General features: G+C 72.0%; 16 protein-coding genes and 1 tRNA gene. 9 read left to right on the forward strand and 8 right to left on the reverse strand.

What is annotated here, in order from left to right; translation table 11 throughout:
- The 4 genes from ACIOGZ_RS16720 to ACIOGZ_RS16735 all read left to right on the forward strand — a co-directional run.
- The coding region (locus tag ACIOGZ_RS16720) for an acyl-CoA dehydrogenase family protein (RefSeq protein WP_400986291.1) at positions 1 to 268 on the forward strand (268 nt) is incomplete at its 5' end.
- A gap of 133 nt (positions 269 to 401) precedes the next feature.
- Entirely contained in the window at positions 402 to 1,100 is a 699-nt protein-coding gene (locus tag ACIOGZ_RS16725) for a TetR family transcriptional regulator (RefSeq protein ID WP_363583972.1), read from the forward strand.
- Positions 1,101 to 1,304: 204 nt separating this feature from the next.
- On the forward strand, positions 1,305 to 2,690 hold the full coding sequence (locus ACIOGZ_RS16730) for a chloride channel protein (protein ID WP_400986293.1): 1,386 nt from the start codon (positions 1,305 to 1,307) through the stop codon (positions 2,688 to 2,690).
- Between the two features lie 225 nt (positions 2,691 to 2,915).
- Positions 2,916 to 3,638 (forward strand): DUF2278 family protein, encoded by a 723-nt coding sequence (locus ACIOGZ_RS16735; RefSeq protein ID WP_400986295.1) that lies wholly within the window; start codon positions 2,916 to 2,918, stop codon positions 3,636 to 3,638.
- 25 nt (positions 3,639 to 3,663) lie between these two features.
- On the opposite strand, the gene ACIOGZ_RS16740 is transcribed toward ACIOGZ_RS16735, so the two are convergent.
- The 7 genes from ACIOGZ_RS16740 to ACIOGZ_RS16770 all read right to left on the reverse strand — a co-directional run bounded on the left by ACIOGZ_RS16740 (position 3,664) and on the right by ACIOGZ_RS16770 (position 9,210).
- The gene (locus ACIOGZ_RS16740; RefSeq protein ID WP_400329625.1) at positions 3,664 to 4,335 is read right to left on the reverse strand and encodes a prolyl oligopeptidase family serine peptidase; all 672 of its coding nucleotides are present in this window, start codon (positions 4,333 to 4,335) and stop codon (positions 3,664 to 3,666) included.
- A 90-nt stretch (positions 4,336 to 4,425) separates the two neighbouring features.
- Positions 4,426 to 5,907, reverse strand: a complete 1,482-nt coding sequence (locus ACIOGZ_RS16745) for a phytoene desaturase family protein (protein WP_400986297.1) — start codon at positions 5,905 to 5,907, stop codon at positions 4,426 to 4,428.
- Between the two features lie 77 nt (positions 5,908 to 5,984).
- Positions 5,985 to 6,629, reverse strand: a complete 645-nt coding sequence (locus ACIOGZ_RS16750; RefSeq protein WP_400986299.1) for a flavoprotein — start codon at positions 6,627 to 6,629, stop codon at positions 5,985 to 5,987.
- A 17-nt stretch (positions 6,630 to 6,646) separates the two neighbouring features.
- Complete coding sequence (locus ACIOGZ_RS16755) at positions 6,647 to 7,177, reverse strand: hypothetical protein (RefSeq protein ID WP_400986301.1); 531 nt, start codon at positions 7,175 to 7,177, stop codon at positions 6,647 to 6,649.
- A complete protein-coding gene (locus ACIOGZ_RS16760) occupies positions 7,174 to 8,085 on the reverse strand; it encodes an alpha/beta hydrolase (protein WP_363583946.1) in 912 nt (303 codons plus the stop codon). Before ACIOGZ_RS16760 ends, ACIOGZ_RS16755 begins: the two co-directional genes overlap by 4 nt.
- A complete protein-coding gene (locus ACIOGZ_RS16765) occupies positions 8,082 to 8,930 on the reverse strand; it encodes a hypothetical protein (RefSeq protein WP_400986303.1) in 849 nt (282 codons plus the stop codon). The genes ACIOGZ_RS16760 and ACIOGZ_RS16765 overlap by 4 nt, the downstream gene beginning before the upstream one ends.
- Before the next feature lie 106 nt (positions 8,931 to 9,036).
- Complete coding sequence (locus ACIOGZ_RS16770) at positions 9,037 to 9,210, reverse strand: cypemycin family RiPP (protein WP_350878031.1); 174 nt, start codon at positions 9,208 to 9,210, stop codon at positions 9,037 to 9,039.
- A gap of 505 nt (positions 9,211 to 9,715) precedes the next feature.
- Between ACIOGZ_RS16770 and ACIOGZ_RS16775 the strand changes: the two genes are divergently transcribed.
- On the forward strand, positions 9,716 to 10,414 hold the full coding sequence (locus ACIOGZ_RS16775) for an ATP-binding cassette domain-containing protein (protein WP_400986305.1): 699 nt from the start codon (positions 9,716 to 9,718) through the stop codon (positions 10,412 to 10,414).
- Positions 10,415 to 10,419: 5 nt separating this feature from the next.
- Positions 10,420 to 12,096, forward strand: a complete 1,677-nt coding sequence (locus ACIOGZ_RS16780) for a DUF6297 family protein (RefSeq protein WP_400986307.1) — start codon at positions 10,420 to 10,422, stop codon at positions 12,094 to 12,096.
- Between the two features lie 208 nt (positions 12,097 to 12,304).
- Here the strand turns inward: ACIOGZ_RS16780 and ACIOGZ_RS16785 are convergent.
- Positions 12,305 to 12,392, reverse strand: a tRNA-Leu gene (locus ACIOGZ_RS16785).
- 291 nt (positions 12,393 to 12,683) lie between these two features.
- Between ACIOGZ_RS16785 and ACIOGZ_RS16790 the strand changes: the two genes are divergently transcribed.
- The 3 genes from ACIOGZ_RS16790 to ACIOGZ_RS16800 all read left to right on the forward strand — a co-directional run bounded on the left by ACIOGZ_RS16790 (position 12,684) and on the right by ACIOGZ_RS16800 (position 15,696).
- A complete protein-coding gene (locus ACIOGZ_RS16790) occupies positions 12,684 to 14,015 on the forward strand; it encodes a M20/M25/M40 family metallo-hydrolase (RefSeq protein WP_063346934.1) in 1,332 nt (443 codons plus the stop codon).
- Between the two features lie 249 nt (positions 14,016 to 14,264).
- Complete coding sequence (locus ACIOGZ_RS16795; protein WP_400329642.1) at positions 14,265 to 14,507, forward strand: chaplin; 243 nt, start codon at positions 14,265 to 14,267, stop codon at positions 14,505 to 14,507.
- 313 nt (positions 14,508 to 14,820) lie between these two features.
- The gene (locus ACIOGZ_RS16800) at positions 14,821 to 15,696 is read left to right on the forward strand and encodes a chaplin (RefSeq protein WP_400986309.1); all 876 of its coding nucleotides are present in this window, start codon (positions 14,821 to 14,823) and stop codon (positions 15,694 to 15,696) included.
- Positions 15,697 to 15,744 lie beyond the last annotated feature (48 nt).

Raw genomic sequence — 15,744 nt, forward strand, 5'->3', positions numbered from 1 at the left:
GCTGGAGGCGGCGCGGCAGCTGACGTATGCGGCGGCGGCGAAGTCGCAGCGTGGGGACGGGGATCTGACGTTCTTCGGGGCGGCGGCGAAGTGCTTCGCGTCGGATGCGGCGATGGAGATCACGACGGACGCGGTGCAGTTGCTGGGTGGGTACGGGTACACGCGGGACTACCCGGTGGAGCGGATGATGCGGGACGCGAAGATCACCCAGATCTACGAGGGGACCAACCAGGTCCAGCGCATCGTCATGGCCCGCAACCTGCCGTAACAGCGCCTCCGAGGTGCACCGACGGCCGGGCCGAGCACCCGGTCCGGCCGTTCGGGGCCGATGCTATGTTCCGGGAATGAGCGAGAAGGAAGAGCAGGACCTGCCCATGAACGACGGGCCCACCAAGCCGGCGATGCGCGAGGCGCTCGTCGCCGCGGCCTTCGAGCTCTTCCTGGAACGCGGCTTCGAGCAGACCACCATCGACGACATCGTCTCGCTCGCCGGGGTCGGCCGGCGCTCCTTCTTCCGCTACTTCCCGGCCAAGGAGGACGTGGTCTTCCCGGACCACGAGCGCAGCCTCGCCGAGATGACGGAGTTCCTGGAGTCCGGCACCGGCGAGGAGGACCCGGTCAAGCACGCCTGCGACGCGGCCCGGCTCGTCCTGCGGATGTACGCCGAACAGCCCTCCTTCTCCGTCCAGCGCTACCGCCTCACCCGCAAGGTCCCCGGCCTGCGGGCGTACGAGCTCTCCGTGGTCTGGCGCTACGAGCACACGCTCGCGGCCTACCTGCGCGGCCGGTTCGCCGACCGGCCGGACGGCCCGCTGCGCGCCGACGTGACCGCCGCCGCCGTCGTCGCCGCGCACAACCACGCCCTGCGCACCTGGCTGCGCTCGGGAGGCGAGAGCGACTGGGTGGCCGAGGTCGACGCGGCGATGGCCTTCGTCACCGGCACCTGGAACGACCGCCCGGGCGGCGAGAACGGCGCGGGCGGGGAGTCCGGGGAGTCCGGGGCGGACGATGTGGTGGTGCTGGTCGCCAGCCGCCGGGCGCCGCTGTGGCGGATGGTCCAGGGCATCGAGAGCGCACTCGGCGACGCCCACCGGCTCTGACCGCCGGCCGCTGGCTCTGTCCGCCGACGCCGAACCGCTCCTGCCGACGCCGACCCGCCGCGGAGGGCGCTCCCACCCGAACGGCGCAACTCCGCTCGTCCGGCGCCCGACTGACGGGCCGCACGCCGTGCGGGCCGCCCGGCCCCGGGCGAGACTCGGTCGCAGGACGGGGGCCGCGCGCCCCGGGAGCGCGAAGGAGCGGCGATGCCGGGGACGCCCCAGCAGGAGAACGGTGGCCCCACCCTGCGCCAGGTGCTGCTCGGCAAGGGCTACCTCGGCCTGCTGCTGGTCGCCGCCCTGATCGGCGCCCCGGTCTCGCTGGTCGCCTTCGGCTTCGTCGGCCTGGAGCACCAACTCCAGCACTGGGTCTGGGAGAGCCTGCCGGTCACCGCCGGCTTCGACCGCGCCCCCTGGTGGTGGCCGCTGCCCGCGCTGCTGCTGGCCGGCCTGCTGCTCGCCCCCGTGGTCACCCGGCTGCCCGGGCACGGCGGCCACGTGCCGGTGGACGGGCTGGGCGGCCCGCCCACCCCGCCGGGCGCCGTCCCCGGCGTGGTGCTGGCCGCGCTCGCCTGCCTGCCGCTCGGCGCGGTGCTCGGCCCGGAGGCGCCGCTGATGGCGATCGGCGGCGGCCTCGCGCTGCTCTCCGTCCGGTCCGCCAGGCGGTCCCAACACCCGGAACTGGTACCGGTGTTGGGCACGGCCGGGGCGGCGGCCGCGATCTCCACCATCTTCGGCAGCCCGCTGGTGGCGGGCGTGATGATGATCGAGGCGGCCGGGCTGGGCGGCCCGCGGCTGATCGCTCTGGTCCTGCCCTGCCTGCTGGCCAGCGGGGTCGGTGCGCTGGTCTTCACCGGCTTCGGCCACTGGACCGGGCTGTCGATCGGCGCGCTCTCGCTGCCGCGGGTGCCCGAGAGCGGCGTCCCGGACCCGGGTGACTTCCTCTGGGGCGTCCCGCTGGCGGTGGTGATCGCCGTGGTCTGCGTGGCCGGGCAGGCCCTCGGCCGGCGGGTCAAGGCCTTCACCACGGGCGATCCGGACGGCCCCCGGCCGGTGCCGACCGCTCGTCGGACCGCCGTCCGGACGGTGCTGTGTGCGATCGCCGTCGGAGCCTGCCTCGCGGCGTACGCCCTGCTCACCGGTCGCTCACCGGAGGAGGCCGCGCTCTCCGGGCAGGCCACCCTGGGCGCGCTGGCGGCCGACCCGGCGGCCTGGCCGATCGGCGCGCTGCTCGCCCTGGTGCTGTGCAAGACGGTCGGCTGGGGGATCGCCCTGGGCAGCCTGCGCGGCGGCCCGATCTTCCCGGCGATCCTGATCGGTGCCGCGCTCGGGGCGGCCTGCGCGCCGCTGCCCGGCCTCGGCACCGCGCCCGCGCTGGCCGCCGGACTGGCCGCCTCCGGCGCGGCCGTCACCCGGCTTCCGGTCACCAGCACGGTGCTGGCGGCGGCGTTGCTGGGTGGTCAGGCCGCCGATGCGATGCCGCTGCTGATCGTCACCGCGGTGACGGCCTTCGTCACCGGCGAGCTGGTCCGGGGGCGGTCGAGACGCGTCCACGCTCCGCCCGGCGGGGGCAGGCCGGCACCGGCCGACTGACCGTCCAGCCCTCGTCCGGTCCCCGTCCAGCCCTCGCCCGGCCCCCAGGCGCCGGCGCCCCGACGTCAACGTTCTGCGGCGCGAAAATCCCTTCGGGGGACGGCAGATGAACAACTGCGGATTCCACGGTCCCCGGTCGGCGGGGTGCGCGATAACGGAGGCACCCCGGCCGACCGGCCGACGGGGCACCAGGACCAGCAGCCAGGGAACCGAGGAACGACACCCATGCCGATCAGCGACTACGGCGTGCTCGCCGCCACCGCCGTCGACCGGCGCCGCGAGGGCGCCACCGACACCCCGCACTACCAGATCCACCTGCGCGACGCCGGGGGCACCGACTACCGCGCGGCGGTCAACGTCCTCTCCCAGCAGGCCCCCGCCGACCTGCGCTACCTCGCGGTCGAGGACTTCCGGCACCCCGTCACCGGCCTCCTCCCGCCGGCCGGCAGCGGCTGGAACCCGGTGCCGTCCCGGCCGGGCACGGCGGGCCTGGACTTCGTCCGCGGGCGCCTGTTCGACCCCGCGGCGATGCGCGTCCTGCCGCCCGACCTCCCGGGCCCGGACAACGACCTCGCCGACGCGCTCGACCAGCACGTCCAACGGGCGATCGCCGACCCGGCGGCCGCGGTGTACGTCTTCGGGCAGCGCTTCGGGCCCGAACCCGGCGTCCCGGACAAGGTGTTCGGCTTCCTGCCCGGCAACGGCGTGCACGACGTGCACATGAACCAGGGCAACAGCGGGCGGTTCCGGACGGACGACGGCGTCTACCAGGACGGCGCGCTGCTCGTCCACCTGCCGGCGGAGAGCCGGTGGGCGGCGGTGTTCCTGGCCTTCCAGTCGCAGTCCTGGCACACCGACGACCGCACCGGACACGCCCTGCCCGCGTCCGTCCCGAACCCCACCCGCCCCAGGACCGGGCCCCGTCAGGCGACCGGCCCCCAGCAGTAGGTCCTGTCCGGCCGACCCTGGCGGATCAGCCCGCGCTGTGGGACCGGCGGGACTGGGCGAGCAACCAGGCGTAGACCTCGGGGTCGTCGTACGTCCGCGTCCAGGAGTCGTGGCCGACCCCCGGGTAGCGGGTGAACCGCACCGGACCGCCCGCCTCCCGCAGCGCCTCGACCACCCGCTCGGTGTGGGCGACCGGGACGACGTCGTCCTCCCCGCCGTGGAAGGCCCACACCGGGAGGTCGACGAGGCGCGGCGCCGCCTCGCTCAGCCCGGACCCGCAGATCGGCACGGCGGCGGCGAACCGGCGCGGATACCGGGCGGCCAGCGCCCACGTGCCGGTGCCGCCCATGCTCAGCCCGGTGACGTACCGCCGGTCCGGGTCGATCCGGTACGTCCGCGCCACCTCCTCGACCAGGGCCGCCAGCGCGCTCACCTCCGCGACCCACGAGCTGTGCGCCGGGCACTGCGGGGCCACCACCACGAACGGCAGCTTCGCCCCGGCGGCGATCTGCCGCACCGGACCGTGCACGGCGAGCGCCGCCAGATCCTCGCCGCGCTCCATGGCGCCGTGCAGGAACAGCAGCAGCGGCCACGGCCCGGGGCCCTCGTCGTACCCGTCCGGCAGCGACAGGGCGTACCCCAGGTCGTTGCCGTCCTCGTCGACGGCGAAGCGGTGGTGCTGAACAGGTGCGGACATCGGTCTCCTCCAAAAACGTCAGGGGTTCCACGGGGCGGACCCGCCGCCACCACCCTTACCGAGGAGCCTCTCCGATTGATGACGCCGCCGTCACGGTTCACGTCGCAAAGACGCCGGACAGGGCCCGAGCGAGGGCGGCGCGGCGATGCCGAACTCCCGGCGGAGCGCGGAGACGGCGGCGAGGTAGCCGCTCATGCCGTGGACGCCCGGACCGGGCGGTGTGGACGCGGAGCACAGGTAGACGCCGGGCAGCGGGGTCGCGTACGGGTTCCACCGGGGGGTCGGGCGCATGAGCAGCTGGCCGAGGGTCAGGGCCCCGGCCCCGATGTCCCCGCCGACGTAGTTCGGGTTGTACGCCTCGTACTGGACGCCGTTGGTGCTCCGGGCGGCGACGACCGTCTCGGCGAACCCGGGCGCGTACTTCTCGATCTGTGCCGTGACGGAGCCGGTGGGGTCCGCCGCGTACCCGTTGGGCACGTGCGCGTACGCCCAGACGGGCCGCTTCCCGGCGTGGACCCGGTCGGGATCGGCGACGCCGGGATCCACCAGCAGCACGAACGGGTCGCCCGCGTCGACACCGCGGGCGACCCCGGACTCCCGGCGGTAGATCTGCGCCTGCGACCCTCCGAGGTGCACGGTGGCGGCCCTGGCCACCTCGGTGTTCCGCCACGGGATCGCCTCGGACACCAGGAAGTCGACCTTGGCCGCCGCGGGCCCGTACCGGAACCTGCGGAGCCGTCGCCGGTAGGCGGCGGGCAGCCGGTCGCCCGCCACGGCCGAGAACTCCTTCGGCCCGGTGTCGAACATGACGACGCGCGAACCGCGCACCTGCGCCAGGTCGGTGATGCGCGCACCGGTGTGGATCTGCCCGCCGTGGCGCCGGATGTCCTCGGCCAGGCCGGCCGCGATCTCCGAGCTCCCGCCGCGCGGCACCGGCCACCCCGAACTGTGCGCCAGGTGGCCGAGGAAGACCGACACGGCTCCGCCGACGATGCTGGGGAGCCTGCCGACGGCGTGCGCGGCCACCCCGGCGAGGAGGGCGGCCGCCTCGTCGGTCGCGAACCGGTGCGTGGCGAGCGCCGTCCCGTGGACCAGGGACCGCCACGCGAGCATCGCCGGAGTCCGCAGGGACGGGGGGACGGAACGGAAGTCGGAGAGGAAGAGCTCCCCGATCTCGGTGCTGCGGCCGATGAGCGGTGCCATCAGCCGCCGCCAGCCGGCGCCGTCGCGGCCCAGCGCGTCGCAGGTCCGGTCGAGGTCCTGGTACGCCACGGCGGCCCGCCCGTCCGCCAGCGGATGGGCGTAGGACGCTTCCGGCCGGAGCAGGTCGACGCCGCGGGCCGACAGGTCGAACCGGCGGAAGAACGGCGACACGGCGGCCATCGGATGGACGGCGGAGCAGATGTCGTGCCGTACGTCGCTGTCGAAGAGGGCGTGCGTGCGCAGGCCGCCGCCGATCTCGTCCTGGCTCTCGTAGACGTCCACGTGCAGCCCGGCGCGGGCGAAGGTGACGGCCGCCGCCAGGCCGTTCGGCCCGCTGCCCACGACCGCGACGTCCCTGTTCCACTTCATGGTCGGTCCGCCTCGTTCATGGTCGGTCCGCCGCGCGGGATTCCACGGGCGGGGCGGCCGGTCACCGGGAGCTGGTGCTACCGGCGGCCCTTTGCATCGAACATTCCTTCCAGCTCCTTCAGGACCGACGGCAGGTAGAAGCCGGTCTCGCCCTCCCATTTTCGCTTCCCGACGCTGTACGCCGCCACGGTCTGGCTGACCGAGACGTTCGGGCGCCGCAGCAGGAGCTCCATGTTGTGTTCGACGACGGCATTTCCGGCCGGAAAGGCGGTGGCGAGCACGATCGGCTTTTCGGTGATCTGCAACGCCATGGTGGCGGGGGTGTCGCAGTTTCCCGAGGCGAGCCGCATCGCGAAATCGAGCGTCGCGGGGAAGACGGCGAAGGCGTCGACGCGTTCGCCGATCTCCACGTGCGCGGATTCCGGGAGGGAGGGGTCGGCGTAGTCGTCGGTCCACACGTCGCCGCCCACCAGTCGGCGCAGGGCGTCCAGCGTCACGAAACGCTGTGCGGACCTGGTTACCAGGAGATCGCTCGTGATCCGGGGAAACGACTGGCGCAGCCAGTGCAGCCAGTACGGTGTGAGCGCGGCATTGATGGATCCGGTCACGATGAACAGGATCCGCTTCTCGCCCAGATCGGGGATCGCCTGAATTCCGGCGCTTGCGGCGTTTCCGGTGTTCGCAGCGCTTCCGGAGTTTCCGGTGCTTTCGGATTCGGGCATCTCGGTGTTCCCCCGGTTCACAGGGCGAGTTCGGGCGAGATCATGATGGGCTTGATCCCGTCGGCACCCTCGGTCGGGACGGACGCCACGATCATGAACTGGTAGTCCCCCGACTCGCTGCTCCTCCTGCACGCGTCCCGCACGGCCCCGGCCATCAGGTTGTACCCGTCGCTGTTCAGCATCCACTCGAACATGGCCCCGTTCGAGGCGAGCGTGCGCACCTGCGACGCCATGTCGAACAGCGCCTTCGGAACCCGGCTCCCCGGGTTCCACAGCACGGCGAGCGGCTTCGCCTCGTTCCGCATGGCCAGGTTGGCCCACGTGGTCCACCCGTCCGCGGGCGTCGCGCGCGTGCGGTAGAAGACGTACAGGTCCTCGATGCCGGGGTTCGGAGCGAAGAAGCGCCACTGCGGCAGGTCGGGGAAGAACGGCAGGCGCATCTTGATCGGCAGCTTGTCGTCGGGCAGGTTCTCGAAGACCGTCAGCACGACGTGCGTCACCAGGGCGGCCTTGACCAGGGACGTGACGGTCCTGCGCCACGCGCTCATGAGTTCTCCAGGATGATCGCCGCCGTCTGCTGCGCCAGGGCGGGCTTGGCGATGATGGACCGGTGGCTGCTCGCCGGGACGACGTGGAAGTCCGCGGCGACCCGCTCGCTGAGCTTGCGCTGCTGCTCGGTGTTGTTTGCGGCCGAGATGACGACGCGCCGCAGCGGGCCGGCGGCCACGAAGTCCTGGCCGGCGAGGGGCTCGTGGAGGTACTCCTGGCGCGCCGCCAGCAGCACCTGGGGGCTGGAGATCGAGGCCAGGTACGCCCGTTGGATGTCCGGGCGGTACTCGAGTTCCCGCTCGGTGGGGCTCGTCAGCCAGCGGGTGGTGCCCAGGGCCGAGCCGAGCAGCCGTCGCGCGGTGTCCTGGTTGTAGCGCGCCACCCGCCGCTTCGACCCGCGATCCTCACCGAGGAGTACGGCGTCCGTCCCGTCGACGATGTGCAGGACGGTGGCGCGCTCGCGCACGTAGGCGGACTCCGCCGCGACGTTCATGGCGGTGAGGGCGCCGATCGAGTGGCCGCACAGGACGACGTCGCCCTCCGGCGCGAGCTGTTGCAGGAGGAACTCGACCGACTGGGCCGGCCGCAGTCCGCTCTTCGAGCGCCAGTACCCGCTGCGGTGGTAGCGCAGGACCCGGAAGCGCCGGCTGAGCAGCCCGGCCACCCAGTCCCAGGACTCCAGCGGCGCGCCCAGGCCGCTTTCGAGGACCGCGACGGGGGCGGTGGGACCGAGCTCCCCGGCATCGAGCGCGTACTCGATCGCGAGGCCGTCCGGGCCCTGGATCAGGGAGGTCCCCTTGAGCCCGCTGCGCCGGGTGTACTCCTCCTCCAGGCGGATGTACGAGAGGTAGGCGCTGACCGCGGCGGCGGCGCTGAAGGTGGCGACCACCTGGCGTTCGAACCTCATCCCCGGCCCCCGTTCCTGGGCAGGCGGTCCACGGCGTAGAGGACCGCCGCGTGGGCCGAGCTGAATCCCCAGAAGAACCGCGGCAGGCCCATCGTCACGGCGATGCCCAGGTGGAAGAGCTTGACGCCGGCCAGGGCCTTGCGGGCGTCCGCCGGCGCCAGCAGGTAGACGACCGGGAACCCGGTCTCCCAGACGATGGTGAACCACGTCATCGAACTGCACAGCAGCGGGCTCTTCTTCAGCCACTTGGCGACCGCGCTGTCCCCGTACTGCTGGGTCTGCAGGACCTGTTCCAGCGCCTCGCCCGACCGCCAGGTGCTGGAGATCGCCTTCGCCGCGCCGGCGGTCACGTAGGCGATGAAGGTCTGGGCGTTGACCGCGCGCAGGAAGAGGTCGTCGGACTTCTCGGCCTCGGGGACCAGGGCGGTGAGCAGGCGGTAGCCGCAGATCAGGGCGGCCATGTGGTCCGCCCCGTCCCTGCCGAACGAGGTGCGGTACTTGCTCAGGCCGCTGGAGGCCAGCATCAGGCCGGCTCCGGTGATCTGCTGCGCCCGGCTCCTGCGGCCGGTCAGGGTCAGCGCTCCGCCGACGACGCCCATGGCCTTGATGGCGACGGCACCGCCGCGGCTGTCGATCGCCTTGCGGAGGGCCTGCGGGACCACGCTGCGATCACGTTTCGAACTCAGGCCCTGCAAAAGGCCGTTGGGTCCGTAGGCGGCCGTCCTGGTCAAGGCTTCGAGGCCGCTGATGATCTCGCCCACCGCGGCAGGGGCCAGCGTCCAGTAATGCGCGTCCTCGCGCGATATGGGGTGGGAAGGCTCGTTGACGATCTTGGTGAATGGCATTCACGCGTCCTCGTGCTCCAGTCGAGCGGGGCCGGAAAGGGGAACCGCTCGTCCCCCTTTCCGGCCCGTCTGCTCACATGGGTGGTGTCACCGGTGGGTCAGTGGTTCAGCAGCCGAGGCAGATCGTGCTGCCCGTCACGACGACCTCGCATATGGCGACGATGGTGGGGGTGGTCATCGCGGGAGCGTTGTGTGCGTTCACGAAACCCTCCTGCGCCTCCGCGAACGAAGCGTTGACGGCATCGGTCACGAACTCGACACGCGATTCGGTGGCGTTCACTCTTTCTCCTTTTGATGGTGGAGACAGCGGCCAACCCGCAGAGGACCGACGTCCGCTGCCGGCCGCTGCCGTTCGACCATATGTCGTTCCGGTAACCACGGGAAGACCCTTGATGTGTTCATGGTGTGCACAATGCGAATCGGCGGCGGATAATTTCGAAGAAATTGACCAATTCCATTGTAGGTGGACATTCTTCGAATTCTGTGCAATGCCCCTTTTGTTGTGGAGTCACCGGATGCTCCTGTATTCGATCATTGATATCGCAGGTCAGGCCTTGATCGAGAATCCGGGCGGGCGGCGGATTCCGCCGAACAGTCCGTATGGCCTCAAATCGCCCCATTTGACTTGACGGCCTCGGGGCCGACCGGAGGATGCGTGCCGGGCCGTCCGGAGGGCGTATTTGGGTCGGCTTTGCAGGATTGGGGCGCCTTGCTATGATCGGCCCAATGTTCAGAAAAGTGTGAAAATGAACGTTTCGATCATCCGAGAGAAGACGGCTCGTCGATTGAAAAAGAAAACCGGCAAGGCGGCGGACGCACCGCTGCTGCAACTCGTCGACGTCACACACGCGTACGGTGACAGCACCGTGCTCGACCGGGTCTCCCTCCGCATCCACCGTGGTGAGTGCGTTTCCCTGGTCGGGGAGAACGGATCCGGCAAGAGCACGCTGCTCCGCGTGGCGGCCGGCCGGGAGAGACCCTCCGCGGGGTCGGTCGTCTTCGACGGGGAGGAGATCCACGAGGATTCCCTGGACGTGCGCAAGCGGGTCGCGTCGGTGATGGATCCCGGTGCGTTCTATCCGGACCTCACCGTGCGGGAGCACCTGCGGCTCGTGGCGCTGTCGCACGGCATGGGCGCCGGAGCCGATGCCGCGGTCGACGGGGCGCTGGAGTCGCACCGCCTCACGGCGCAGTCCGAACAGTTCCCCTCGGCCCTGTCCTCCGGGCAGACCCAGGCGCTGCTCCTCGCCGCCGCCTTCATCCGGCCGCACGACCTCCTCATCCTCGACGAGCCGGAACAGCGGCTCGACTCCCACGCCCGGACCGCCCTCGCCCGCCTGATCGCGGAGCACCGCGACCGCGGAGCGGCCGTCCTCATGGCCACCCACCACCGGGCCCTGAACGAGGTCGCGGACCAGATCGTCGAAGTCGGCTCGCGTGCGGGGCACTCGGGCCCGTCCGGGGCGGTGCGGGGGGAAGGATGAGCGGTTTGAGCGACAGCGTGGCACCCGCGACCGGGACGAGGGCGCGGGTGCCCGACAGGTCGGGGGACTGCACCGCGGACACCCTGCTGTTCCTGCGCGAAGCCCGGAGTGGCACGCGCCAGGAGAAGCGCAGGAGCGCGTGGTTCATCGCCTACACGGTCCTCCTGGTGGGCGGCTGCTGGGGCGTCCCCGCCCTGCTCCAGTGGACGAGTTCGACCCGGGCGGCCGACCGGCCACCCGTGCAGATCGGGGAACAGGCGTCCGCGACGCTCCTGGCGCTGATCCCGGCGGTGCTGGTCCTCGCCCTGCTGCTCACCGCCCGGGGAGCGATGTGGCGCGGCCCGGTTCTGCTGGACCGGGCCACGACCGGCTTCCTGCTGCCCTCGGCCGTCGACCGGCGAGCCCTGCTCGCGCCGGGGCTGCGCTCCTCGGTGGCGCTGGCCTCCGTGGTGAGCGGCGTCGCCGGCGCGGTCGCGGGTTTCCTGCTGCAGGGCCTGGCCCCGCAGTCGTGGATCCTGCTGACCCTCGCGGGCTCCTGGACGGGCGTCTCGGTGGCGCTCACCACGAGCGCGGTCGGCGTCCTGGTCGAGCGGAACGACCAGTGGATGTCCCGCTACGGCCGCGGGGTCTTCGCCGCGGGGTGGCTCCTCGCCGCGGTCGCCGCCGCCGGCGTGTGGACGGCATGGACGCAGGGGCGGACGGGCTGGCTGCAGGACCTCCTGCTCTGGTCGGGCCCGTGGGGGTGGGCGTCCCAACCGCTCCTGTGGGCGCTCGGCCTCGTGGGTACGGCGGGCGCCGTCGGCACGGTGCTGTCGGTCGGCACCCCGGTGGTCGCCCTCGTCCTCGCCTGGCGGGAACTGCCCGCGATCCCGCAGGCCGCCCTCAGGCTGCGCGCGACGGTCGCCGCCCAGATCAGCACGTCCGTCCTCATGCTCGACCTCCGCCAGGCCCGCTCCGGAGTACCGCGGCTCAAGGAGCGGCGCAGCACCCCCCGGCTCCGCCTCCCCGTGCCGCGGCACCGGCTGCTGCTGGTCCCGTGGCGCGACCTCACCTGCCTGCTGCGCAACCCCCGCCGCCTGGGGTGGGCCGCCGTCTGGAGCGGGCTCGCCGTCGGACTGACCGAGGCCGCCCCCTCCTTCACCTCGACCGCACAGCAGATCGTCGTCGTGCTGTCCCTGGTCGCCGAATACCTGGCGGCCGCTCAACTCACCGAGCCGGCCCGGCTGGAGAGCGACGACCCGCGGCGCTCCACCAACCTGCCCTGGACGTTCAAGTCGCTCGCCCTCCAGCACTCGGCGGTGCCCGGCGGCCTCCTCCTCGCGCTCACCGGAGCCGGCGCACTGGCGTGCGCGCTCGGCGGCCGGGGCGCCGCAGGACTCCTCCCGCTCCTCGCCTCCGTACCCGCACTCACCGCGGCCGCGCTGGTCAGCTCCTACCGGGGCGTCGTGCCCATGCACCTGACGATCGGTGTCAACACCCCTATGGGCAACACCGGCCCCGGCCAGGTGGCGCTCTGGTACCTGCGCGGCCCGCTGGCGGTCGGCACCCTCCTGTTCCCGCTCGCCCGCTCCGCAGCCCAGGGCCACCCGTACGCCGCGGCACAACTCGCCTGGACCCTGGCCGTCACCGCGGTCGCCCTCTGGTGGGTCCGGCGCACCGCCCACCGCCTCCACACCCGATAGCCCCGACCCCACGCCAAGGGCCGGCCGACCCGCCGTCACGTCGGATCGACCGGCCCCACGAGGTCGGCCGACCACCATGCCCGAAGCCACGACTCCCCGGCGGAGACCTCCACCACCACCCGACACCACTCGCCGGGCCGCCGGTCCCGCGGTTGGTCACACGACGGCCGGGAAAAGCAAAAGACCCCTGAATCAACAGGGGTCTTGCTGGTGTCCGAGGGGGGACTTGAACCCCCACGCCCGATAAAGGGCACTAGCACCTCAAGCTAGCGCGTCTGCCATTCCGCCACCCGGACCGGGTGTTGTCTTAGCGGCTTTCGTTCTCTCGTCGGCCGCGCTGACAGATGTAACTGTAGCAAAGATCGGCTTGGGGTCCCAAAACGGTTCGGGGCGGGGGAATGGAGGTGGTGGCGGGGGCAAGGGGGAGTGTGTGGCGGGGGCGTGACCAGGGGGTTTCGGGGGCGCGCAGGGGGTGGATCCGGGTCGGGGGCTGGGGGAGGATGGGCGTACGTGCTCGTACGGCCCGGGTGCAGGTCCTGGGGGTGGCGCGCTGGTGCGTCGGTGCGGGCCAAAGACGAGGAGTGACCGTGAGCGAGCGGAGCGAGTCGGCGGGGCCGAGGGCGACGGCTGAGTCGGAGGTCGCCGGGATCTGTCGCGATCTGATCCGGATCGACACCAGCAACTACGGGGACGGCTCCGGCCCGGGGGAGCGCAAGGCGGCGGAGTACGTCGCCGAGCAGCTCGCGGAGTTCGGGGTGGAGCCGCAGATCTTCGAGTCGGCCAAGGGGCGGGCCTCGACGGTGGTGCGGATCGAGGGCGAGGACCGTTCCCGCCCGGGCCTGCTGATCCACGGCCACACCGACGTGGTGCCGGCCAACGCCGCGGACTGGACGTACGACCCGTTCGGGGGCGAGATCGCGGACGGCTGCGTGTGGGGGCGCGGCGCGGTCGACATGAAGGACATGGACGCGATGACCCTCGCGGTGGTCCGCGACCGGCTGCGCACCGGCCGCAAGCCCCCGCGCGACCTGGTGCTGGCGTTCGTCGCGGACGAGGAGGCCGGCGGCACGTACGGGGCGCGGTTCCTGGTGGACAAGCACCCGGAGCTGTTCGAGGGCGTGACCGAGGGCATCGGCGAGGTCGGCGGCTTCTCCTTCACGGTCAACGACCAGGTGCGGCTTTACCTGGTGGAGACGGCCGAGAAGGGCATGCACTGGATGCGCCTGACGGTCGAGGGCCGCGCCGGGCACGGCTCGATGGAGAACGACGACAACGCGATCACCGAGCTGTGCGAGGCGGTCGCCCGGCTCGGCCGGCACAAGTTCCCGCTGCGGATCACCAAGACCGTACGGGCGTTCCTGAACGAGCTGTCGGACGCGCTCGGGGTCGAGCTCGACCCGGAGAACATGGACGAGACCCTGCGGGTGCTCGGCGGCATCGCCAAGATGATCGGCACCACGCTGCGCAACACCGCCCAGCCGACCATGCTCGGCGCCGGCTACAAGGTGAACGTGATCCCCGGCCAGGCCACCGCACACGTGGACGGGCGCTTCCTGCCCGGCTACGAGGAGGAGTTCCTGGCGGAGCTGGACAGCGTGCTGGGCCCGCGCGTGAAGCGGGAGAGCCTGCACTCGGACAAGGCGATCGAGACCACCTTCGACGGCGCGCTGGTGGAGGCGATGCAGACGGCGCTGCGGGCGGAGGACCCGATCGCCCGCGCGGTGCCGTACTGCCTGTCGGGCGGGACGGACGCCAAGTCGTTCCAGGACCTCGGGATCCGCTGCTTCGGCTTCGCGCCGCTGCAGCTGCCGCCGGAGCTGGACTTCGCCGGGATGTTCCACGGTGTGGACGAGCGGGTGCCGGTGGACGGGCTGAAGTTCGGCGTCCGGGTGCTGGACCGGTTCCTCGACGCCTGCTGAGCACCTTGGGTGGACGGCCCGTTCCCGGAGTGCCGGGGGCGGGCCGTCCGCATTGTCCGAGCTAATGATTTGGGACAGAGCGAAGGAGATCAACAGAAACGATCCTGCAAGGAAATGCGGATCGACCGTGTGTGCGGACCGTCACCGTTGCGAGTGAATGGCAAATCTGTTCCGTACCCCGTTTGCCACACCCTCGTTCATCCCTGTGCAACCCGCCGAACGGGTTGCGTTGTCCATACAGGAGGAATGATGAAGGTCAAGAAGATCGCCGCTGTTGCCGCCGCCACCGGTGGCCTGGTGATCGCCGCCGCCGGTGTCGCGTCCGCTCACGGCGGTGCCGGCGCCGAGGGTGTGGCCGCTGGCTCCCCGGGTGTCGTCTCCGGCAACCAGGTGCAGATCCCGGTGCACGTCCCGGTCAACCTGTGCGGCAACACCATCAGCGTGATCGGCGTGCTGAACCCGGCGTTCGGCAACCACTGCGCCAACTTCTGAGTCACGCTCCGAGCTGCTGAGGCTCGTTGAGCCGACTCATTCGGCCCCCGGGCGGCGGACGCGCCGCCCGGGGGCCGCTTGCATGCGGAGTGAGGGGAGCTGGGTGCAGGGAGCTGGATGCGGAGGGGCAAACAAGAGAGCAATCGCTCGATCGGGTGAAGTTGGTTCGTTCGGCTCAACCTCTCCGCCGCTCTCTCGTTAACTCCTGTGCAGTCGAAGACCTTGCCGGATATCCGGATATACGGAAATTCCGACTTTCGGAAGGTATTTACGTCAAGGTCGTCACGTCGTTCTCGATACGTCAGGGGAAAAGATGAGGAATGTAGCCAAGAAGGGGATCCTCACGGTCGTGGCCACCGGCAGTGTCCTGGCCTCGACCGCCGGCTACGCCTACGCGGGTGCCGAGGCCCAGGGAGGTGCCGCCGGATCGGCGGGCGTCGCCTCCGGGAACTCGGTGCAGGTGCCGGTCGAGGTGCCGATCAACGCCTGCGGCAACACCGTCGACGTGATCGGCGTGCTGAACCCGTCCTACGGCAACCGCTGCGCGAACGTCAGCGGCCACCCCGAGGCCGCCAAGCCGGGCGGCTCCCACGCGGGCTCCGGTTCCCACACCGGCTCCGGCTCCCACACCGGCCCCGGGGCCAACACCGGCTCCGGCCGGGGCTCCTCCGCCTCGGGCACGTCCGCCTCCGGCGTCGCCGCCAACTCGCCCGGCGTGGTCTCCGGCAACAGCATCCAGGCCCCCGTGCACGTCCCGGTCAACGCCTGCGGCAACTCCGTCGACGTGGTCGGCGTCGGGAACCCGGCCTTCGGCAACGACTGCGCCAACGTCGCGCAGCCCGCCCCGGCCCCGAAGCCGGTCGACGACTGCCCCGAGAAGCACAGCCCGTCCATCCCGCCGCAGGCCGGCGGGGAGGTCCCGGGCAACCCGCGCAACGGCGGCCCGTCCACCACCCCCGAGGCCGGCGCACACTTGGCCCCCGCCGTCGCGCCGGTCGCGAGCGGCCAGGTCGCCCCGGTCGCGGCCCGCGCCGCAGCCCCGGTCGTCGCCTCCTCGCCGAGCGGCGCCGTCGGCAGCCAGCTGGCCTCCACCGGCGCCGGTGACGTCGAACTGCTCGCCGCCGCCGGTCTCGCCCTGCTGCTCGGTGGCGGCGTGCTCTACCGCCGCGCCCGCGCCGGGGCCCGCTGAGCCGCCGGTAGGCCACATCCCGCGGCGCCACACCCCCGCGGCGCCGCC

This window comes from Kitasatospora sp. NPDC088160, from assembly GCF_044741445.1.
GTDB lineage: Bacteria > Actinomycetota > Actinomycetes > Streptomycetales > Streptomycetaceae > Kitasatospora.